Source organism: Paenibacillus alginolyticus DSM 5050 = NBRC 15375, from assembly GCF_000422905.1.
Taxonomy (GTDB): domain Bacteria; phylum Bacillota; class Bacilli; order Paenibacillales; family NBRC-103111; genus Paenibacillus_E; species Paenibacillus_E alginolyticus.
In genome coordinates, this window is sequence record NZ_AUGY01000037.1 from 23,081 (window position 1) to 41,484 (window position 18,404).

The following is an 18,404-nucleotide window of genomic DNA, read 5'->3' on the forward strand; positions in this document are numbered from 1 at the left end:
ATGAGGGTATTGATCGATCAAACCATGCTCAGGGGAATTGAAATCGAGCCGACTTCCGCAGAGGGGCAGAAGATTCTCACACCGGAAGCATTAGCCTTCGTGGCGCAGCTTGAGCGTAAATTTGGAGCAGCACGCCTTGAGCTGCTGCAGCAGCGCAACCAGAGGCAGAGTCGTATCGATGCAGGCGAGCTGCCGGACTTTTTACCAGTCACAGCAAGGATACGCAGCAGTGATTGGACCATAGCGCCAATCCCTGCGGATTTACAAGACCGGCGCGTCGAGATAACAGGTCCAGCTGGCGACCGGAAGATGGTCATTAACGCATTCAATTCGGGTGCTTACATCTATATGGCAGACTTCGAGGACGCTAACTCGCCCACTTGGAACAATACGATCGATGGTCAAGTGAATTTGTACGATGCTGTTCGTCGAACAATCTCATTCACTAGTCCGGAAGGGAAGAGCTACAACCTTCAAGCTCAGACGGCAGTGCTCAAAGTTCGTCCTCGCGGTTGGCACTTGGAAGAGAAACATATGCAGGTTGATGGGCACTCTGTTTCAGGTTCGTTATTTGATTTTGGCCTATTCTTTTTCCATCATGCAAAGACACAGATTCAGCAAGGAAGCGGGCCTTATTTTTACTTGCCTAAGCTTGAGAGCCATATCGAGGCGCGTCTTTGGAATGAGGTGTTCCTATTTGCTCAGCAGGAGCTTGGCATTCCGCAAGGTACGATTAAAGCTACGGTGCTCATTGAGACGATCGTCGCTGCCTTTGAAATGGACGAAATTTTGTATGAACTTCGCGAGCACAGCGCAGGCTTGAACTGCGGACGGTGGGATTATATTTTCAGTTATATTAAAAAGCTGCAGAAGCAGCCGCACATCATCGTACCCGACCGTGCCCTCGTAACGATGGAATCGCCGTTCATGAAAGCTTATTCGCTGCTTGCCATCCAGACTTGTCATAAGCGGAGTGCACCTTGCATCGGAGGCATGGCTGCCCAAATTCCGGTGAGGCATGATCCTGTGGCAAACGAAGAAGCCATGGCGAAAGTAAGAGCTGATAAACTGCGCGAGGTGAGAAATGGTCACGATGGCACATGGGTGGCTCATCCCGGATTAGTTCCTGTGGCAAAAGCGATTTTCGATGAGCATATGCCTTCAGCAAATCAAATTGACAAGCAGCTATCTGGCGTCGAAATAACCGCTGAGCAATTGCTAGAGGTGCCGTTGGGGCCGATAACAGAGAATGGGATTCGGACGAATGTCAGCGTCGGCATTCAGTATTTGGAAGCCTGGCTACGTGGTTTCGGGGCTGTTCCGATCAACAACTTGATGGAAGACGTGGCTACAGCCGAAATATCTCGTGCGCAGCTTTGGCAGTGGATCCATCATCCACTAGGCATTTTGAATGACGGGCGTAAAATAACGGCCGAACTATTTAGTCAGATTCAAGTTGAAGAATTGGCTAAGATCAAAGAAAAGCTTGGGGAAGAGGCCTACCAGCAAATGAAGTTTGACCAAGCGAATGCGCTTTTTACCCAGATGACGGTTTCACCTGAATTTGAAGCTTTCTTAACCGAACAAGGGTATCGATATTTGTAATTGAATACGTTGTTAATTAACATAAAGGCGTGCCGTCCTAACCGGTGCGTCTTTTACTGTGTCCTTCTTGTTTTCCAATAACATATTGCCTATGCGGGTCATTGTCCTTAGAGGAAGCCTCTGTCGCCTGTTTTTAAAAATTACTATGGTTCTGTTATGATGAAAGTATTAACTGCGCCAGAGGTGGATAAAGTTGAAAATACTAATTGTGGAAGACGACCTTCCGCTGCTTGAGGCGATTAAGGAAATATTCGAAAATGAGTCGTTCGACACGACGGGGACATCGACGGGAGATGAAGGGTACTTCTTAGCGGAGCAAGGAAGCTACGACCTTATTCTTCTTGACGTGATGCTTCCTGGCATGAACGGTCTAGAGATTGTTAAGCGTTTGCGAGCCCATCAAGTTTCAACACCGATCATTATGTTGACTGCCAAAGACAGCGTCGAGGACTGCGTGAAGGGACTGGATGCCGGGGCAGACGATTATGTGACGAAACCATTTGCCGTTACTGTACTGCTCGCTAGAGTAAGATCCGTATTAAGAAGGCGCGGGAGCGTTGACCTAGATGGGAAAATATCTTGCGGCCCCATTCAACTGGTATCCAGCTTAAGAGATGCTTATGTTGACGAACAACCTTTGAAATTAAGTCCAAAGGAATATGAGTTATTAGAATTTTTCCTGTGCAACAAGGAACAAATTCTATCTAGGGATCAGATCTTTGAACGGATATGGGGATTTGATTCGGAATCTGCTTCAACTGCGGTTGATGTATATGTTCACCTTCTGCGCAAAAAGCTTGCGCCGTATGGAGGGGACCTCTATTTAAAGACAATTCGCGGAGTAGGGTATTTATTTAAAGGAGATTCCAATGTTCAATAAAACTCGCGCTCAATTGGTGATATTAAATTCTGCCGTGCTTGTGTTGATTTTGCTTGTATCCGGATTCATCTTGTATTCTCATTTATCCTACCGCTTATTTCATCAAGTTGATGAGGCGATAGTGAATATTACTAGAGCTATGCAGGCAAGCTCAATCGATCAAATGCTGCAAGCCGATCATCCGGAGCCTGACCCCGACCGAAGGACCTCCTATTTTTTCTGGGACGATCAAGGGAAATTAATCAATCAATATCCGAAGCAATTGTTCTCTCTGGATGACGCTGCGCGGTTCAAACGTGTTGGCGACAGTGGGAATTTGCAAAATGTGTCTATAGGCGGACGAGAATATCGGGTGTTGGGGTTCCGTAACCCAATGAACAAGACATTTGATTCACCGTCATTACCCCATTCTTCTTATGTAGTCGTCGTTAGAAGCCTAGAAGCTGAGAATAAAGTGCTTCAGACTCTTCGTACGGATATTTCCATGGCTAGCGTAATAGGTGTACTTTTCTCAATAATGGCCGGCTTCTACTTAGCAGGCCGTTCGCTTGTGCCGATTCGGAAGTCGTGGGACAAACAACAACAGTTCGTTGCGGACGCCTCGCATGAACTGCGCACACCAACAGCGGTTATCCAGACTCGTGCTGAGCTTTTGTTTCGGCATCCCCAGCATACGATCGAGCAGGAGAGTCAGAACATTGCCCTCATTTTGAAGGAAAGTAAACGAATGGGGAAGTTGATCGACGATCTGCTGACACTGGCACGAACGGATTCCAATCAACTGCAAATTAATGCCGCGACGATACCGCTGGACCCGATTCTTCAAGACCTCGCCGAACAATTTGAGCTGCTGGCGGAAACCAAATCCATTCGCATTCATTCGCATTTCCAGCCTTCCGTGATATTAGGGGATGAAAGCCGCCTTCGGCAATTGTTTATCATTTTATTGGATAATGCGCTAAAGTTTACCCCGCCTCACGGATCTATTGAATTTACTTGTCACAGCTTACCGAATGCCATACGGGTTATTGTGAAAGACAGCGGTTGCGGAATTGCAGAAGCTGATCTTCCTCATATATTCGAGCGGTTTTATAGAGGGGATAAGTCCCGTTCACGTACCGAAGGCGGTACAGGTCTCGGACTTTCTATCGCTGAATGGATCGTGCACGCCCATAAGGGCAGTATTCGCGTCACATCCCGGATTGCCATAGGGACCGAATTTCAGATCAGTTTTCCAAAGAAAAATTAGACAGCAATTCATACATGAGTTTTAAGGAAATTTAAATGTTTGCTCCTTATAATGAAACTATCGACGAAGCATTATAAGGGAGGGATTCACATGGCAAAAATAAACAAAAAGTGGGTCGCTCTATGTTCAACAGCCATTGGAGCTATTTATGCCGCTGGATATTTCGCAACGGAGACTCAGGCAACGATACAGCAGCCACAACAACAAGTCCAAGTTACACAGACTAAAAGCACTCAAACAAATAGACTTTATAAAGAGGGTACTTATACGGGGTCAGGAAGTAATCGACGTGGATCGATTCAAGTGGCAGTCACGATTAAAAGCGATAAAATTACAGATGTTGAAATCAGTCATTTTGCCATGCATTATACAATTGATGATGTTGTAGGGCTGCCCCAAGAAGTGTTACAAAAACAAAGCGCGCAAGTACGTAATGTATCGGGCGCAACGTATAGTACACAAGCCTTTAAAGATGCCGTACAAGATGCGCTTTCACAAGCGCGAAACGCATAATGGGCAAAATCATGAAAAAAATGAAATTATTTATGGACACCGTTGTAGATATACAGGTTGTCACACGGAAATCAAATGATCAGACAGAAGCAGCCATTGATCGGGCTTTCGAAGCCTTTCGGAAAGTCGAACATGCCTGCAGCCGTTTCAGTCAGGACAGTGAATTGATGGAGGCATGCCGACAAATCAAGACGCCAGTACAGATTAGTCCGTTTTTATTTGAGCCATTGAAGTTTGCTTTGGAAGTGGCGAAATGGACGGATGGCATATTCGATCCCACGGTGGGAAAAGCAATGGAAGATATGGGATTCAATCAGCACTATTTAACAGAGGAGACCGTCCAAAGCTCTTCATCGGATGCCGCTACCTACCGGGATATCATCTTAAATGAACAGGATCGTACGCTGTATTTGCGGAAGCCGCTGGTGATTGATTTAGGTGCTGTGGCTAAGGGATTCGCTATCGACTTGGCCGCGCACGAGTTGAACGAATTTGAAGGATTCGTCGTCAATGCCGGCGGTGACCTCTATGCTGGAGGCGTAGATGAAAACGGCAGCAAGTGGAGGATTGGCATTCAGCATCCCGAAAACAAAGAAGAAATGATACAAACGCTAGAAATATCGAATGAGGCGGTCTGTACCTCTGGAAGTTACGAGCGCAAGAGTGCATTAAAAGCCGGCATGCATCATATCATCAACCCTATATCGAAACAATCATCGGACGAATGGATCAGCTGCAGTGTTGTCGCCCCTTACGCGATGATGGCGGACGCTTTCTCGACGGCCACCTTCTTATTGGGTTTGGAGCACGGGGGAACGTTACTAGAACAAGCTGACCTCAAGGGAATTTTGATTGCTTCCGATTTACAAATATATCAAATTGGAGGGATATCAATTGACAGCTAACCAATGGATGAAAACACCAAAAGGATATGTCGCAGTTTCCATGGTTTTCTTTCTACTCATAGCCTCCATCTGGTCTCAAGATATTAGCGGCATTTATAATGGACTTATAGCCGTCGGTGTTTCCTCTGCCGCGGATATGATTTGTTCCCGAATTGCCAAAAGGAAGCGAATGTTGCCGGATGGTGCAGTGATAACAGGGTTAATTATTGCGTTAATCCTAGGCACAACTTCCCCATGGTATATGGTTGCTGGCACTTCCATCATAGCTATTTTGTCTAAACATTTGCTTGTTTATAAGAAAAAACCGATCTTTAATCCAGCAGCCTTCGGACTGCTTCTGTCGATCCTTTTCTTTCGATCCGGACAAAGCTGGTGGGGCGCATTCGGGGATCTTCCCACATGGTCAGTCGTGTTTCTATTAATTGGCGGATACATGGTAACGAACCGAGTGAATAAATTTCCTCAAGTTTTTTCATTTCTAGGGACTTATTTCATCTTATTATTGATTATGGGGATTTTAAATGTCGGAGATGCCACTGATGCACTTCGATCACCTTTTATTAATGCTTCCCTTTTCTTTGCCCTTTTTATGCTTACAGATCCTCCTACTTCACCAGCTAAGGTTAAGGATCAAGTCATTTTTGGCATCCTTAGCGCGGTCGTTGGTGCAGTTATATATGGCATTTTTGGCGGTTTGATGTACTTATTTATTGGTTTGCTTGTCGGGAACCTATATCACATCCTTGTACCGAAGTTTAGGAACGCCGCTATTATTAAGCCTGTTTCTCAGTCTCGTTAGTCGTAATGGTGGAGCATTATTTCATCTTAAAATGCAGGGCCCTACTAAGGGCTTCTGTCTTTTTTTATTTGAATATACTATAATTATTTCAATGTTATAGAACAGTTCAGCGAGGTGTGAACCATGAGCACGGGCCATTCGGAGCTTCATACGAAGCATGAACAAATTACGAAATATATTGAATCTTTGGCTGTAGGCACCAAGCTGTCCGTTCGGCAAATTGCTCAAGATCTAGATGTGAGTGAGGGAACGGCTTATCGTGCCATCAAAGAAGCGGAAAATATCGGTCTAGTGAGCACCAAACGGCGGATCGGTACAATCCGCATGGAAAAGAAAGAAGAACCCGTTATTGATAAATTAACGTTCGCGGAAATCGTCAATGTGGTGGAAGGCGTTGTGCTGGGTGGTTCTTCGGGCATACATAAGTCTTTGAACAAATTCGTGATTGGCGCGATGCAGCTGGAGGCCATGCTAAAGTATATTGAAGCTGGCAATCTGCTCATTGTCGGCAATCGTGTACAAGCACACATGTGTGCACTAAGTCAGGGCGCTGGCGTATTGATTACCGGTGGTTTTGATACCACGCCTGAAGTGAAGGAGCTTGCAGATGAACTGCAGCTGCCTATTATCGGCAGTTCATTCGATACATTCACGGTAGCCACAATGATTAACCGTGCCATGGAAGATCGGCTTATTAAGAAAAAGATTATGATCGTCGATGACATCGTGCGCAAAGACAGTCCTATTTATTCACTGCTCGCTTCTAATACGGTCAAAGAGATGCAAAAGCTGGTTGAGGAAACGACGCATACACGTTATCCTGTCATCGATGACCAACAGGTGCCGATTGGCATGATCACGACAAAGGACATCATGGGCGCGAAGCCGAATCAGCTCATTGGCACCTTGATGACTCCTAATCCGTTGATGATTAACTTGAAAACGTCGGTAGCATCAGCCGGACATACGATGGTGTGGGAAGGTATTGAACTGCTGCCCGTGATAGATACCGATCGCAAGATGATCGGTGTCATTAGCCGTAAGGATGTTATGAAAGCGATGCAGCACATGCAAAGGCAGCCACAGAACGCAGAAACGTTCGAGGTGCAGATCTATTCGGGGATCGACGAGCTGCGGGATGAGGAAGGCAAGCTGTATTTCCAAGGAACGGTTACGCCGCAAATGACGAACTTTGAAGGTTTAGTCTCTGAGGGTGTACTGACAACGATTATGATTCGAGCCGCTTACCGTACGGTTCAGGAACACAAGAAAGGCGATCTCATTCTGGATAGTTCTTCCAGCTATTTTCTAATCCCGCTGCAAATCGATGATGTCATCGAAATTGTACCTTCGATCGTAGAGATGAGCCGCAGATTTTGTAAGATTGATATGGAAATCAGGACGAATGGCACTAGAGTAGCTAGATCCATGTTTACGGCACGTATCCTATAATAGTTTATGAAGAATAGCCATCTATTGAGGTGGCTATTTTTGTTTTGTGGAAGCATAAGTTTGCATAGAAATTGATATGTATTATTTATCAAATAACGAAGTGCGAGCTGATTATCTTGGTTTACGGAATAAAATGGGGGAGGAGTCACAGCCAATGAATGCATGGATCTTTTACTTAATGCTAGCTTTAGCGCCTTGGGGAATTGTGGGGAATCAGGATGATCAGCTCAATCAAGTTTGCTCCAGCACAAATGAAAGCGCAATCATTAAACCGGCAGTGGATACGAAGGTTATTCATTATATGAATCAAGCTATTTTTCTTACCTATCACCATCTGAATGAAAACGAGTCATTTGTGACGATTACCCCGGCTAAATTTAATCAGCACCTCCAGGTTTTAAAAGAAAACCATTATAATGTGATTCCGATTGAAGATTATAGCTGTTTTGTTGAGCATCGAAAATCTATCCCCCCGAATGCTGTCGTGATTACATTCGATGATGGCTATCGATCTTTTTATGAGAAGGCATATCCTTTATTGAAAAAGCAAGGTTTCCCGGCAACTAACTTTGTTGTCTTAAGTTACCTGGATTCTGATTATCCCTCGCTACCCTTTCTTACATGGAAGCAAACGCAGGAGATGAAAAGCGATGGATTCAGTTTCTATTCGCACACGTTTAACCTTCATCAAAAAAAGAAGGGAGACGCCGTAAATGCCGTACCTGCTATGACGAATCGCCTATACCTTGAACAGGAAAAGCGGTTGGAGACAGAAGAGGAATGGAGAAAAAGAGTCCGTGAGGATCTTTGGTTGGGCGAAGCCATGTTGAAAACGCAGCTGGACAATAAGCTTTCCATGCTGTGCTTCCCTTTTGGAGAGTACAATCAGACCGTTATGGATGATGCGAAGGAACTAGGATTCCGTTATTTTATCACGACGAAGGAAGGGATTAATTCGGGGGACAGCAGAGAAATAAATCGGTTGAATGTTGGCATGCCTTATTTATCCGCGGATAACTTTCTGAAAAAGCTGCAAAGCTATGATCGTAAAAAGTGACGGGTATCTCTACTTTGGTAGGTGGTTCCAAGCATACATGAAGAAGCTGCCCCGCTCATGTATTTATCATTTTTGGGACAGCCCTATCATGTAACTTATGGATGAGGATACTCCTTATTTACGTGAGGTTATCTTCATCCGCACTGCCAGATTGTTCTGTCCGTGCTTCTGCTAATTGTGCATGTGCTTGGTCAAGCTGCTCGTGTGCTTGTTGAACAGCCCTTCTTCGATGAGTACTAATCGATTGTGCTTGATTCAGTTCGCTAAGGGCATCAGCTACCGCATTATGGGCTTCTGTTTCTGCACGTTGTTGCTCGGATTGTTGGTCAGACATGGCATACATCTCCGATCTATTGTTTTTGTAGGCAAAGTTAATATTGCCACAATTTGACTAAATCATTCGTTATCCGTATCGTATAACTAAATAATGAAAAGGTGGGAGAATCATATGGGGAAAATGAACAAACAAACTAGGCGGAAGCGGTTTTCATCATGTTGCCATTCGAGTGGAAGTAGCTCAAGCGAAGGCGCGGGAGCTGAGTTTTTCAACACGCCAGAAAGTATAAATTTTGAGGTAGAGCTTAAGGGTATCCCCTTTCTAAGGTTGCCATTCAAAAACTTCTGCAATTGTGCAAAGTTGGCTGTCGATTCATTGTGGACAAACGCTAACGAACTCAGAAACCGTTATGTAGCTCAAAAGCGGGCTTATTATAGTCTAACGAATTGAGAAAATGCTGTTGCAGGAAAGACAGCCCCAAATCACGCTTTTTCGCCAACGTAACGAGGCTGCGATTCGTTAGCCATTCGAGTATGCGCATGATGAGGACAATAGCGTGTTCACGGTTCGTTAGCTCTGCGACAGCTTCCAAAATCGGTCTGCAGAGAAAAGAAGATGATCATGGAGAAAGCGGATATTGGCGGTTGGAGCCCTATATCCATTTCCCTCCCCAAGCTCAAACATTTGGATTAGCACACAAAGGACCTGAGGCAAAGCCTCAGGTCTTTCTTCATGAAGAACAATCGTGTCTTTACACGATTAATCGCGAATGATAAAATTTAAATCATACACGATATATAGTATATGATGAAAATTAGGGGGATAATCCTGCATGAATAATTGGAAGCTATGGTATACAAACGCTGCGCTGAGCTGGTCGCAAGGACTGCCAATAGGCAACGGGAGACTAGGTTCCGTCATCTATGGCGGGATCGAGAAGGAAACCTGGAGTATGACAGAAGTGACCTACTGGTCTGGAAAAACGGAAAGGATCGAAAGCCAATCTAAGGGCAGAGCTGATCTAGATCAAATGCGTGAGCATTTCTTCGCAGGGGATTACAAGCGCGGGGAAGAGCTGGCTCAGCGTGCACTGCAGCCTAAAAAGCAAAATTTCGGTACGAATTTGCAGATGTGTAATTTACTCCTGAATGTGGAACATCAAGGTGAGGATCTTCAGCGTGTTCTAAACCTCGAAAACGCTATTTTTCATACTTCTTACAGCGTAAATGGGAATAACTTTACCCGGGAAATATTTGCTTCACACGCGGACCATATTATGGCTTCGCGCTTTTGGAGTGAAAACGAAGGAAGCATTACATTCGCGTTAGGAATAGAAGGTCTGACTGACCATTTTATGAAATCGTTTGCCGAGGACGCAACGATTACTTTTGAAGGGCAAGCGACGGAAACCATGCATAGCGACGGTAAGTGTGGAGTTTTCTGTCAAGGCATGGTCAAAGTAGTGGCACAGGGCGGAACCGTTGTTGTAGAGGATAATCAAATCGTCGTAAGAAACGCAGATGAAGCCTGCATCTACTTTACCGCTAATACCGATTATGGTAAAAATGATGACTCATGGCTTAATGAATCTAAGCGCCAACTAGCACAAGCCATTGCGCTTGGCTATGCAAAGCTAAAAGAAAAGCACATATCCGATTATCATCGCTTATATGGCCGAGTGAATCTTGACCTGGGTCATTCAGATGCATCCCGCCTACCTACAGACGAAAGAATCCGTCTTTTCCAGAACGGACACGATAATGATCCGCAATTATTCGCCTTATTTTATCAATATAGCCGCTATTTGACGATTTCCGGTTCACGTGCAGATTCTCCTTTGCCTCTTAATTTACAGGGCATTTGGAATGATGGCGAAGCCAACCGTATGCAGTGGAGCTGCGATTATCATCTCGACATCAACACACAAATGAATTATTTTCCAACGGAAGTCAGCAATTTGGCAGAATGTCACATCCCTTTAATGAATTATATTGAGCAGCTATCGTTGGCAGGCCGTACTGCAGCGCATGATTTTTATGGATGCGAAGGCTGGGTGGCTCACGTATTTTCGAATGCATGGGGGTTTACGGCTCCAGGCTGGGAAACGTCATGGGGACTGAATCTTACAGGCGGCTTATGGATTGCAAGCCAACTGCGAGAACACTATGAATTTAGCTTAGATCGGGAATTCTTAGTGCAGCAAGCTTATCCTGTGATGAAAGAAGCAGCCACCTTTTTCCTTGACTACATGACGCTGCATCCCCAATATGGGTGGCTTGTAACCGGACCTTCTAACTCACCTGAAAATAGCTTCTATATCGAAGACAACGTTTATCAATTGTCGATGGGTTCAACACTCGATCAAGTGTTGGTTCGTGACTTATTCGCTTTTTGCTTGGAGGCTGCTGATACGCTTCAAGTGGATTACGATTTGCAAGCAAAGCTAAAGCAAGCCATTGATAAGCTGCCGCCTCTTCGTATTGGCAAACGTGGGCAATTACAGGAATGGCTGGAGGATTATAAAGAAGCACAGCCGGATCATCGTCACCTATCTCATCTAATCAGCTTACATCCAGGAAACCAAATCACCCTAAGAGGAACACCAGAACTGAGCGCCGCTGCGAGAACTACACTAGAAAATCGCATGTCTCGTGAGGCGTTGGAAGACGTTGAGTTCACAGTTGCCTCTTTTGCAGCAAGCTTCGCCAGATTAGAAGACGGTGAACAAGCTTATAAGCATTTAACCCATTTAATCGGTCAATTATGTTTCGATAACTTATTAACGTTTTCCAAACCGGGGATTGCAGGAGCGGAGAAACACATATTTGTCGTAGATGGAAATTTCGGAGGGGCAGGGGCGATAGCGGAAATGCTGCTGCAAAGTCATGCTGGAGAAATCAATTTGCTTCCCGCACTGCCAAAGAAATGGCATAAAGGTAAAGTTTCAGGACTTCGGGCCAAAGGAAATATAGAAGTAGATATCGTCTGGGAGAACGGTGAGTTGATGGAGGCCACGATTCAAGCATTCTCAGCGGGTCAAACATTTCTACGCTACCGTGAACAAAGCGTTTCGCTCGTTCTAACGCCAAATACAATCTATAGAATTGATAAGCAATTGAACGTGACTCAGTAGGATTTAAGGAAATTTGTATGGTCTACGACCCAATTGTACCTATGCGATCATGCCCTGTATCTATATAATCAGTCATGTAGTAAGCGCTATCAAATAGATAAGGTACAGTTTTGTATGGACTGCAATTAGGGGGTAGAAGGTTTGAATTCTGAACATGTAAGTCATTCACGAAAATTAGAAAAGACCCGTCTAGGGGTTTTTTTGTTGAAGAATCGTGCTAACTTGTTAAAGAACGTATTCCGAAACCTCCATGATGGAAGGGAGAACTGCCAGTGCCCAAGTATTCCAGATTATTTCGAAGGTTTCTGATCTCTTATATCGTTATTTTGATCATCCCCAGCATCGCGGGCTATATGTCATACCGTACTTCGATCACCGTCACGCAATCGATTTCGATTGAGAATAATGTGACACAGCTTCAAAAGAGCCAAGAGATTCTGGAACGCAGAATGGCCGAAGTTGAAAGTTTTACGAGACAATTGGCTTTAAACCAAGATCTCAGTGTCCTTTTGAACGAAAAATTGGTTGATGATAAAGCAAATGTGTATGGCGTATGGAAAATAACGAGAGATATTAAGGCCTACAGCCAAACAAATGATTTTTTGAAGCAATTCTATATTTATTTGAGGAATTTTAACGTCGTTGTGACGCCAGGCAACGCTTATTTTCGCCCTGAGCATTACTATCAGACTTCTCATTACAGCAATCTTTCCTTAGATGAATGGAAAAAAACAGTATTAGAGAAAACGCATAGAAGCGAAATCATGCCGCTGAGTCCGTTTGTTAATAACGGCGTACAAACCTCAGTCATCACCTTTATGCAATCGCTCCCATTAGACAGCTTTAGTGATTCTTCACCGGCCACGGTTGTCACCATTATTGATGAACAAACCATCAATAGTGTTTTGTCTGGGTTAAGAGATCCTAACGGCGGTTGGACGCATATTAGTGACGCGGAAGGGCATACCATTAGTTTGCAGGGGATTAGTCAACAGGAAATGGATCACTTATCCGCGGATAGCCGCTTCGATAAAGGGAAAGTCAGTCAATTCTATGACGATGATCTTGTGATACGGATTCAATCCAAGTCAACGGGTTGGGTATACAGCACAGGCATTCCAAGGCATGTCTTAATGGAGAATGCGAATAAAATCAAGTACATCACTTGGTCGGTGACCGGTGTTGCGCTGCTGATCGGACTTTTTGTCGGATTTATGCTGTCTTATCGCAATACGGCCCCGATCAATAGGCTGCTTAGTGTGATGAAGGAGCAGTTTGGCAAGGATGCAACGACGGAGCGCAATGAATATGATTTCTTGCAGGGCAATATATCGAGTATCATTATCAACAACAAACGGCTTGAATCTGAGCTAAATCGGCAGCTGCCATTAATTCGCGATGCCTTTTATAAAAGGTTAATTACGGGGGAATTTCAATCGCGGGAAGAATTGATTTCTGCAGCCGCTCAGGCGGACACAGGGCTAAATATGAATGCCGGTTTCACGGGTATTCTGCAAATCAATGGATATTCCGGCATGGAAAGCGTTGAAATTCTCAACGAACTGAATGCGGCCAGACTCATCCTGAAACAGATTTTAATAGATTCAGGCAGCCACCTGCATGTTCATATGACGGATTTGGGTTCAGATCGTATAGTAACCCTATTTACGTCAGGAGAAAAAGATGAAGGTGAAGAAGTTAGCAAGGAAGATATCGAACAGCTCGTGGCTAATCTCGCCAATCTGGCCTTTACCGATTATCGAATTACCATTACAGCAGCACTTAGCGATCCCTTTTCCTCCGTCATGGAGATCAGCCGTTCCTATGAGCAAGCCAGACAGGCCTTAGAATACGCTGTATATATGAATAGAAAAGGAATCGTTTGGTACAGTGATACACGAATAGAGAGTAACACGTATTATTATCCAATCGATGTGGAGCTGCGATTAATAAGTACGATTAGAGCCGGCGATGTAGAGGAAGCCGAGCGGATCGTTAAGTCGATGATCGAGCAAAATACCGAAAATCGAGAGCTATCTGTGGAGATGAAGCATCAGTTCATCGGAGAAGTGAAAGGAACGCTGCTTAAATTACTCGATCAGAAGGCGCTAATGGAATCTCCTATGTTCGAGAAAATCAAAAATCGGATCATTAGCATCCAGGCCACTGAAGCAATTGAGCTCATTTCGCGGGAAATTAATGAGATTATCTCAGCAATGTGCGGTCTAATCACGAGTAAAAAGAACGATGCACACATTAAAACCGTGAAGCAAATTAATGAATATATCGCTGAAAAGTATTCAGATCCCGATCTAAACCTATACCGGATAGCTGAAATTGTAGAGCGTCCAGAAAAATACATCTCTCAATTATTTAAAGAGGTAACGGGGACGAATTTATCCGATCATTTGGAAAAAGTTAGAATGGACCACGCAGCGACTCTTTTAAAAAGAAATCAATATAACGTGGATGAAATCGCTTCGTATGTTGGTTATAACAGTTCACATTCCTTCCGAAGGGCGTTCAAGCGAGTTATGGGCGTATCCCCAAGCTCGTTCAGACAATCCCCAGAAGAATGAAAATCCTAATCGCTTAGGCGGTTAGGATTTTTTCTGTCATATATGGCTGTAACGGGAAAAATGGCCGTTCGGATAGGAAAAATGTCCGCTAAATACGGGTTATTTGTTCGCAAAACGACGCAATTGTACCTATACGAGGGCCACAAAAGACCCCTATAATCAGCCATATAGAAAGCGCTGTCATATCGGCACGAGGAATTTTAGGGGGGAGCATTTTGGAAAAAGGAATGGTAATCGAACGCAGCAGAGTGGCACCAAAAGAGCGTGGAGGCCTCCTCACAGCAGCGGCAAAGAGTTTTAGAAAACACTGGCAATTGTATCTTATCGTCATTCCGCCAGCCTTGTTTTTCCTTATTTTTAAATACTATCCGATGTTGAATGCCGTCCTTGCTTTTAAGGATTACAACGTTACTAAAGGGATATGGGGAAGTCCTTGGGTGGGATTCAAACATTTTAAGTTGTTTTTTGAGAATCCGATCTTTTGGACGTTAATTAAAAATACGCTTCTCATTAGCGGATACTTGTTAATCGTCGGTTTTCCAATTCCTATTTTGTTAGCCTTAGCTCTTAATGAAATACGCAACGGCAAATTTAAGCGGTTTGTTCAATTGGTTTCGTTTGCGCCTTATTTTATATCCACCGTCGTAATGGTATCGATTATCATGCTTTTTCTAGCACCACGGTTAGGCTTCGTGAACGTCGCGATGAATCATTTCGGACTGGGAACTATCAATTTTCTCGGTGAACCCGGCATGTTCCGCTCGATCTATGTGTGGTCGGATATTTGGCAGACAGCAGGCTATTCGGCAGTTATCTTCTTGGCTGCATTAGCGGGAGTCGATCCTTCACTCTATGAGGCAGCCAAAGTTGATGGCGCTTCACGGTTTCAGAAAATCCGTCATATCGACTTGCCTGGCATCATGCCAACGATCACGATCGTTTTCATATTGAATGTAGGAAGTGTCATGTCGCTCGGTTTCGAAAAGATCTATCTGCTGCAAAACCCGCTGAACAAGATAAGTTCCGAAGTGATTGCCACTTACGTGTATCAAATAGGTTTATTGAACGCGAACTACAGCTTTGCAACGGCCGTGGGATTGTTTAATTCCGTTATCAATTTAATTCTGCTAGTTGGTGTGAATATGGTGGCAAAGCGCTTATCGAATACGAGTATCTGGTAAATAATGGAGGAACCAAACGATGAATACGATGAAAACGACGATTAAAGATTCGGTTGGCGATAAACTATTTTTGATTAGCATCTACGTGATACTGAGCCTCCTATTAGTTGTCGTCTTATATCCGCTTATTTATATTTTTAGCAGTTCGTTCAGCAGTCCGTCGGCGGTAACTTCTGGCCGTGTGTGGCTATGGCCGGTAGATTTTTCCCTCAAGGGTTATGCAACTCTCATCGAAAATCCGAAAATTGTTACAGGCTACGCCAATTCTCTTTTTTATACGGCTGCCGGAACGATCATCAGTGTAGCGCTTACGATCATGATTGCTTATCCGTTATCACGTAAAACGTTGTTCGGAAGAAATATGCTAATGATGCTCATTACATTCACGTTGTTATTTAGCGGCGGATTGATTCCTACTTACTTGGTCGTGAAGCAGATGGGGCTAATCGATACCAGATGGGCCTTATTGATTCCAAACGCGATATGGGTATGGCAGGTGATCATTGCGAGAACGTTTTTCCAATCCTCGATTCCGGATGAATTAATTGATTCCAGCGAAATCGATGGATGCAGCGATCTCAGATTCATGTGGAGCGTCGTGGTTCCGTTATCGAAACCGATCATAGCTGTTCTGTTTTTAATGTACGCTGTGGGTCAATGGAACTCTTACTTCGATGCCCTTATTTATCTCAAAACCGCCAATCTATTTCCGCTTCAGCTCATTTTGCGCAGCATTATCATTCTAAACAATAGCTCAAATGCCACAGATGCTTTGAAACAGGTAGAAAGACAGCAGTTGGCAGAGCTTTTGAAATATTCATTGATTGTCGTGGCAACGCTTCCAGTCCTCATCATCTACCCGTTTGTGCAGCGCTACTTTGTTCAAGGGATGTTGGTAGGTTCTGTAAAAGGGTAATTGAAAGAGGGATACCGTGTCTTATTGAAGAATTGAAAGGGGTGATTGACTAAAAACATAGCGTCTAAGGATTAAACGATAGATAAGCAAACTAGTCAATTCAAAAAAGGGAGCGGATTCAATTGAAAAGAAGATCGGTTAGTAGCTTGGTTTTCATCTTGATGTTCAGTATGGTTCTTGCCGCATGTTCGAGTAAAGTGGAGAATACGGCATCGTCGAGTCCTTCAACAGGGACAGCATCGCCAAGTGCAGCACAAGCGGCTAAACCAGTAGAAATAAGCGTCTTTGCTCAACAGGCTAATGACATGGATTTGAAAACGAACCTGTTCACGAAGCATTTGGAAAGCAAATTTAACGCAAAGTTTAAGTTCGAGATCATCCCTTATGATGGGGCGAAGGAAAAGCGTCAAATCTCCTTAGCGAGCGGCGATTATCCAGAGGCGTATATCTTAACGGCCTATATCGACCAATTCTCTCAAGCTGATCTTCTCAAGTTCGGTAAGCAAGGCGTACTGCTTCCATTGAATGATTTGATCGACCAGTATGCGCCTAATATTAAAAAGGCGATGGAGAAGGATCCAACGCTCAAAAGCTTCATCACTGCGCCAGATGGAAAAATATACGGACTTGGCTCCTATACGCAATGCTTCCACTGTTCCTACCCGAACAAAATGTGGATCAATACAAGCTGGTTGAAAAAATTAAACCTCGAAATGCCGAAAACGACCGAAGATTTCAAGAAAGTGCTTCAAGCTTTCAAGAAGAACGATCCAAACGGCAACGGTAAAGCTGACGAAGTTCCGCTTAGCGGATCGATTGAGGATTTCGGCGTGCGTGTCATTCCGTTCCTGATGAACGGCTTCATCTATAATGACGACCGTAATTACCTGAACTTAGTGAACGGTAAAGTGGATACTGCGGCTAATAAGCCGGAATGGAAAGAAGGACTTGCTTATATTAAATCCTTGTACGACGAGGGCTTGATCGATCCAGGTGCTTTTACGCAAAATGCCGAAGCCTTTAAGAAAATTGGCGAGAACGCTGGCGGACAAATTCTAGGTGCAGGCGCGGGCATGCATCCAGCCATCTTCGTTAACATTGATAAAGGAAACAAAAATTCAGCTGATTATAATCCCGTACCTCCGCTCACAGGACCGCATGGTTCATTCGCAACGCATGATGGAGGCGGCTTAATTCCGGGTGCGAAATTCGTTCTTACGAATAAGGCCAGCAAAGAAGCACAAATCACGTTGATTAAAATGGTTGATTATATGTATACGACAGAAGGACAAACGAATGCAGCATCGGGTATGGAAGGCATTGATTGGAGAAAACCGAAAGATGGCGAAGTGGCTCTAGGCAAAGGAGTTACTCCTCAAATTGCAACGATTCCAACTGTAGATGGGCAGCCTCCGCGTAATGCCGGATGGAGCGGTATGGGACACTTCTACCAGCCGAAGGAGTACAGAGATAGCTTCGTACAAGGGACGGATGTTTACGACTCCGCCAACTACGAACGCAGACTGTACGATGCTACGCTCTTGTATCAAGGTCATGAACCGAAGGAACTATTCCCGATGTGGGCGATTTGGATTGATCCAGCACTCACAGACGAAGCAAGCATTCTACAAACAAACATTAAGAACTATATTGATCAAAGTTCGCTTCAATTTATTACCGGGAATAAGGATTTGACGAAGGATTGGGATGCTTATGTGAAAGGTCTCGAAAACTTGAAAGTGGGCAGATACCTTGAAATTCTGCAAAAGGCTTACGATACAGCAGCAATAAAAAAATAACCATCGATGAAGAGTAGCCAGGTGTTGTTCTAGAAATAAAGCACCTGGCTTTTTTTTAC

14 protein-coding genes are annotated in these 18,404 nt (G+C 44.2%); 13 read left to right on the forward strand and 1 reads right to left on the reverse strand.

What is annotated here, in order from left to right:
- The first annotated feature begins 24 nt into the window (after positions 1 to 24).
- From aceB to G519_RS43350, 8 genes are all read left to right on the forward strand, one after another.
- On the forward strand, positions 25 to 1,605 hold the full coding sequence (gene aceB, locus G519_RS0117185; RefSeq protein WP_127528178.1) for a malate synthase A: 1,581 nt from the start codon (positions 25 to 27) through the stop codon (positions 1,603 to 1,605).
- 193 nt (positions 1,606 to 1,798) lie between these two features.
- Positions 1,799 to 2,485: a response regulator transcription factor gene (locus G519_RS0117190; RefSeq protein ID WP_029195772.1), complete on the forward strand. Its 687-nt coding sequence runs from the start codon at positions 1,799 to 1,801 to the stop codon at positions 2,483 to 2,485.
- On the forward strand, positions 2,475 to 3,734 hold the full coding sequence (locus tag G519_RS0117195) for a sensor histidine kinase (RefSeq protein WP_029195773.1): 1,260 nt from the start codon (positions 2,475 to 2,477) through the stop codon (positions 3,732 to 3,734). Before G519_RS0117190 ends, G519_RS0117195 begins: the two co-directional genes overlap by 11 nt.
- A gap of 90 nt (positions 3,735 to 3,824) precedes the next feature.
- Positions 3,825 to 4,247 (forward strand): FMN-binding protein, encoded by a 423-nt coding sequence (locus tag G519_RS0117200; protein WP_029195774.1) that lies wholly within the window; start codon positions 3,825 to 3,827, stop codon positions 4,245 to 4,247.
- An 11-nt stretch (positions 4,248 to 4,258) separates the two neighbouring features.
- Positions 4,259 to 5,152 (forward strand): FAD:protein FMN transferase, encoded by an 894-nt coding sequence (locus tag G519_RS0117205; RefSeq protein ID WP_029195775.1) that lies wholly within the window; start codon positions 4,259 to 4,261, stop codon positions 5,150 to 5,152.
- Positions 5,142 to 5,951 (forward strand): RnfABCDGE type electron transport complex subunit D, encoded by an 810-nt coding sequence (locus G519_RS0117210; protein ID WP_029195776.1) that lies wholly within the window; start codon positions 5,142 to 5,144, stop codon positions 5,949 to 5,951. Before G519_RS0117205 ends, G519_RS0117210 begins: the two co-directional genes overlap by 11 nt.
- Before the next feature lie 123 nt (positions 5,952 to 6,074).
- Positions 6,075 to 7,403 carry a DRTGG domain-containing protein gene (locus tag G519_RS0117215; protein WP_029195777.1) on the forward strand — a complete coding sequence of 443 codons (1,329 nt, stop codon included), beginning with the start codon at positions 6,075 to 6,077 and terminating at the stop codon, positions 7,401 to 7,403.
- A gap of 154 nt (positions 7,404 to 7,557) precedes the next feature.
- Positions 7,558 to 8,460 (forward strand): polysaccharide deacetylase family protein, encoded by a 903-nt coding sequence (locus G519_RS43350; protein ID WP_051253456.1) that lies wholly within the window; start codon positions 7,558 to 7,560, stop codon positions 8,458 to 8,460.
- Positions 8,461 to 8,578: 118 nt separating this feature from the next.
- On the opposite strand, the gene G519_RS0117225 is transcribed toward G519_RS43350, so the two are convergent.
- Entirely contained in the window at positions 8,579 to 8,794 is a 216-nt protein-coding gene (locus tag G519_RS0117225) for a hypothetical protein (RefSeq protein WP_029195778.1), read from the reverse strand.
- A 775-nt stretch (positions 8,795 to 9,569) separates the two neighbouring features.
- Here G519_RS0117225 and G519_RS0117235 point away from each other — a divergent pair.
- The 5 genes from G519_RS0117235 to G519_RS0117255 all read left to right on the forward strand — a co-directional run bounded on the left by G519_RS0117235 (position 9,570) and on the right by G519_RS0117255 (position 18,345).
- Entirely contained in the window at positions 9,570 to 11,870 is a 2,301-nt protein-coding gene (locus G519_RS0117235; protein WP_029195780.1) for a glycoside hydrolase family 95 protein, read from the forward strand.
- A 272-nt stretch (positions 11,871 to 12,142) separates the two neighbouring features.
- Positions 12,143 to 14,449, forward strand: a complete 2,307-nt coding sequence (locus tag G519_RS0117240) for a helix-turn-helix domain-containing protein (RefSeq protein WP_029195781.1) — start codon at positions 12,143 to 12,145, stop codon at positions 14,447 to 14,449.
- A gap of 227 nt (positions 14,450 to 14,676) precedes the next feature.
- The gene (locus G519_RS0117245; RefSeq protein WP_084160210.1) at positions 14,677 to 15,630 is read left to right on the forward strand and encodes an ABC transporter permease; all 954 of its coding nucleotides are present in this window, start codon (positions 14,677 to 14,679) and stop codon (positions 15,628 to 15,630) included.
- A 19-nt stretch (positions 15,631 to 15,649) separates the two neighbouring features.
- Positions 15,650 to 16,546, forward strand: a complete 897-nt coding sequence (locus G519_RS0117250; protein ID WP_029195783.1) for a carbohydrate ABC transporter permease — start codon at positions 15,650 to 15,652, stop codon at positions 16,544 to 16,546.
- A 161-nt stretch (positions 16,547 to 16,707) separates the two neighbouring features.
- The gene (locus tag G519_RS0117255) at positions 16,708 to 18,345 is read left to right on the forward strand and encodes an extracellular solute-binding protein (protein ID WP_084160211.1); all 1,638 of its coding nucleotides are present in this window, start codon (positions 16,708 to 16,710) and stop codon (positions 18,343 to 18,345) included.
- The last annotated feature ends 59 nt before the right edge of the window (positions 18,346 to 18,404 follow it).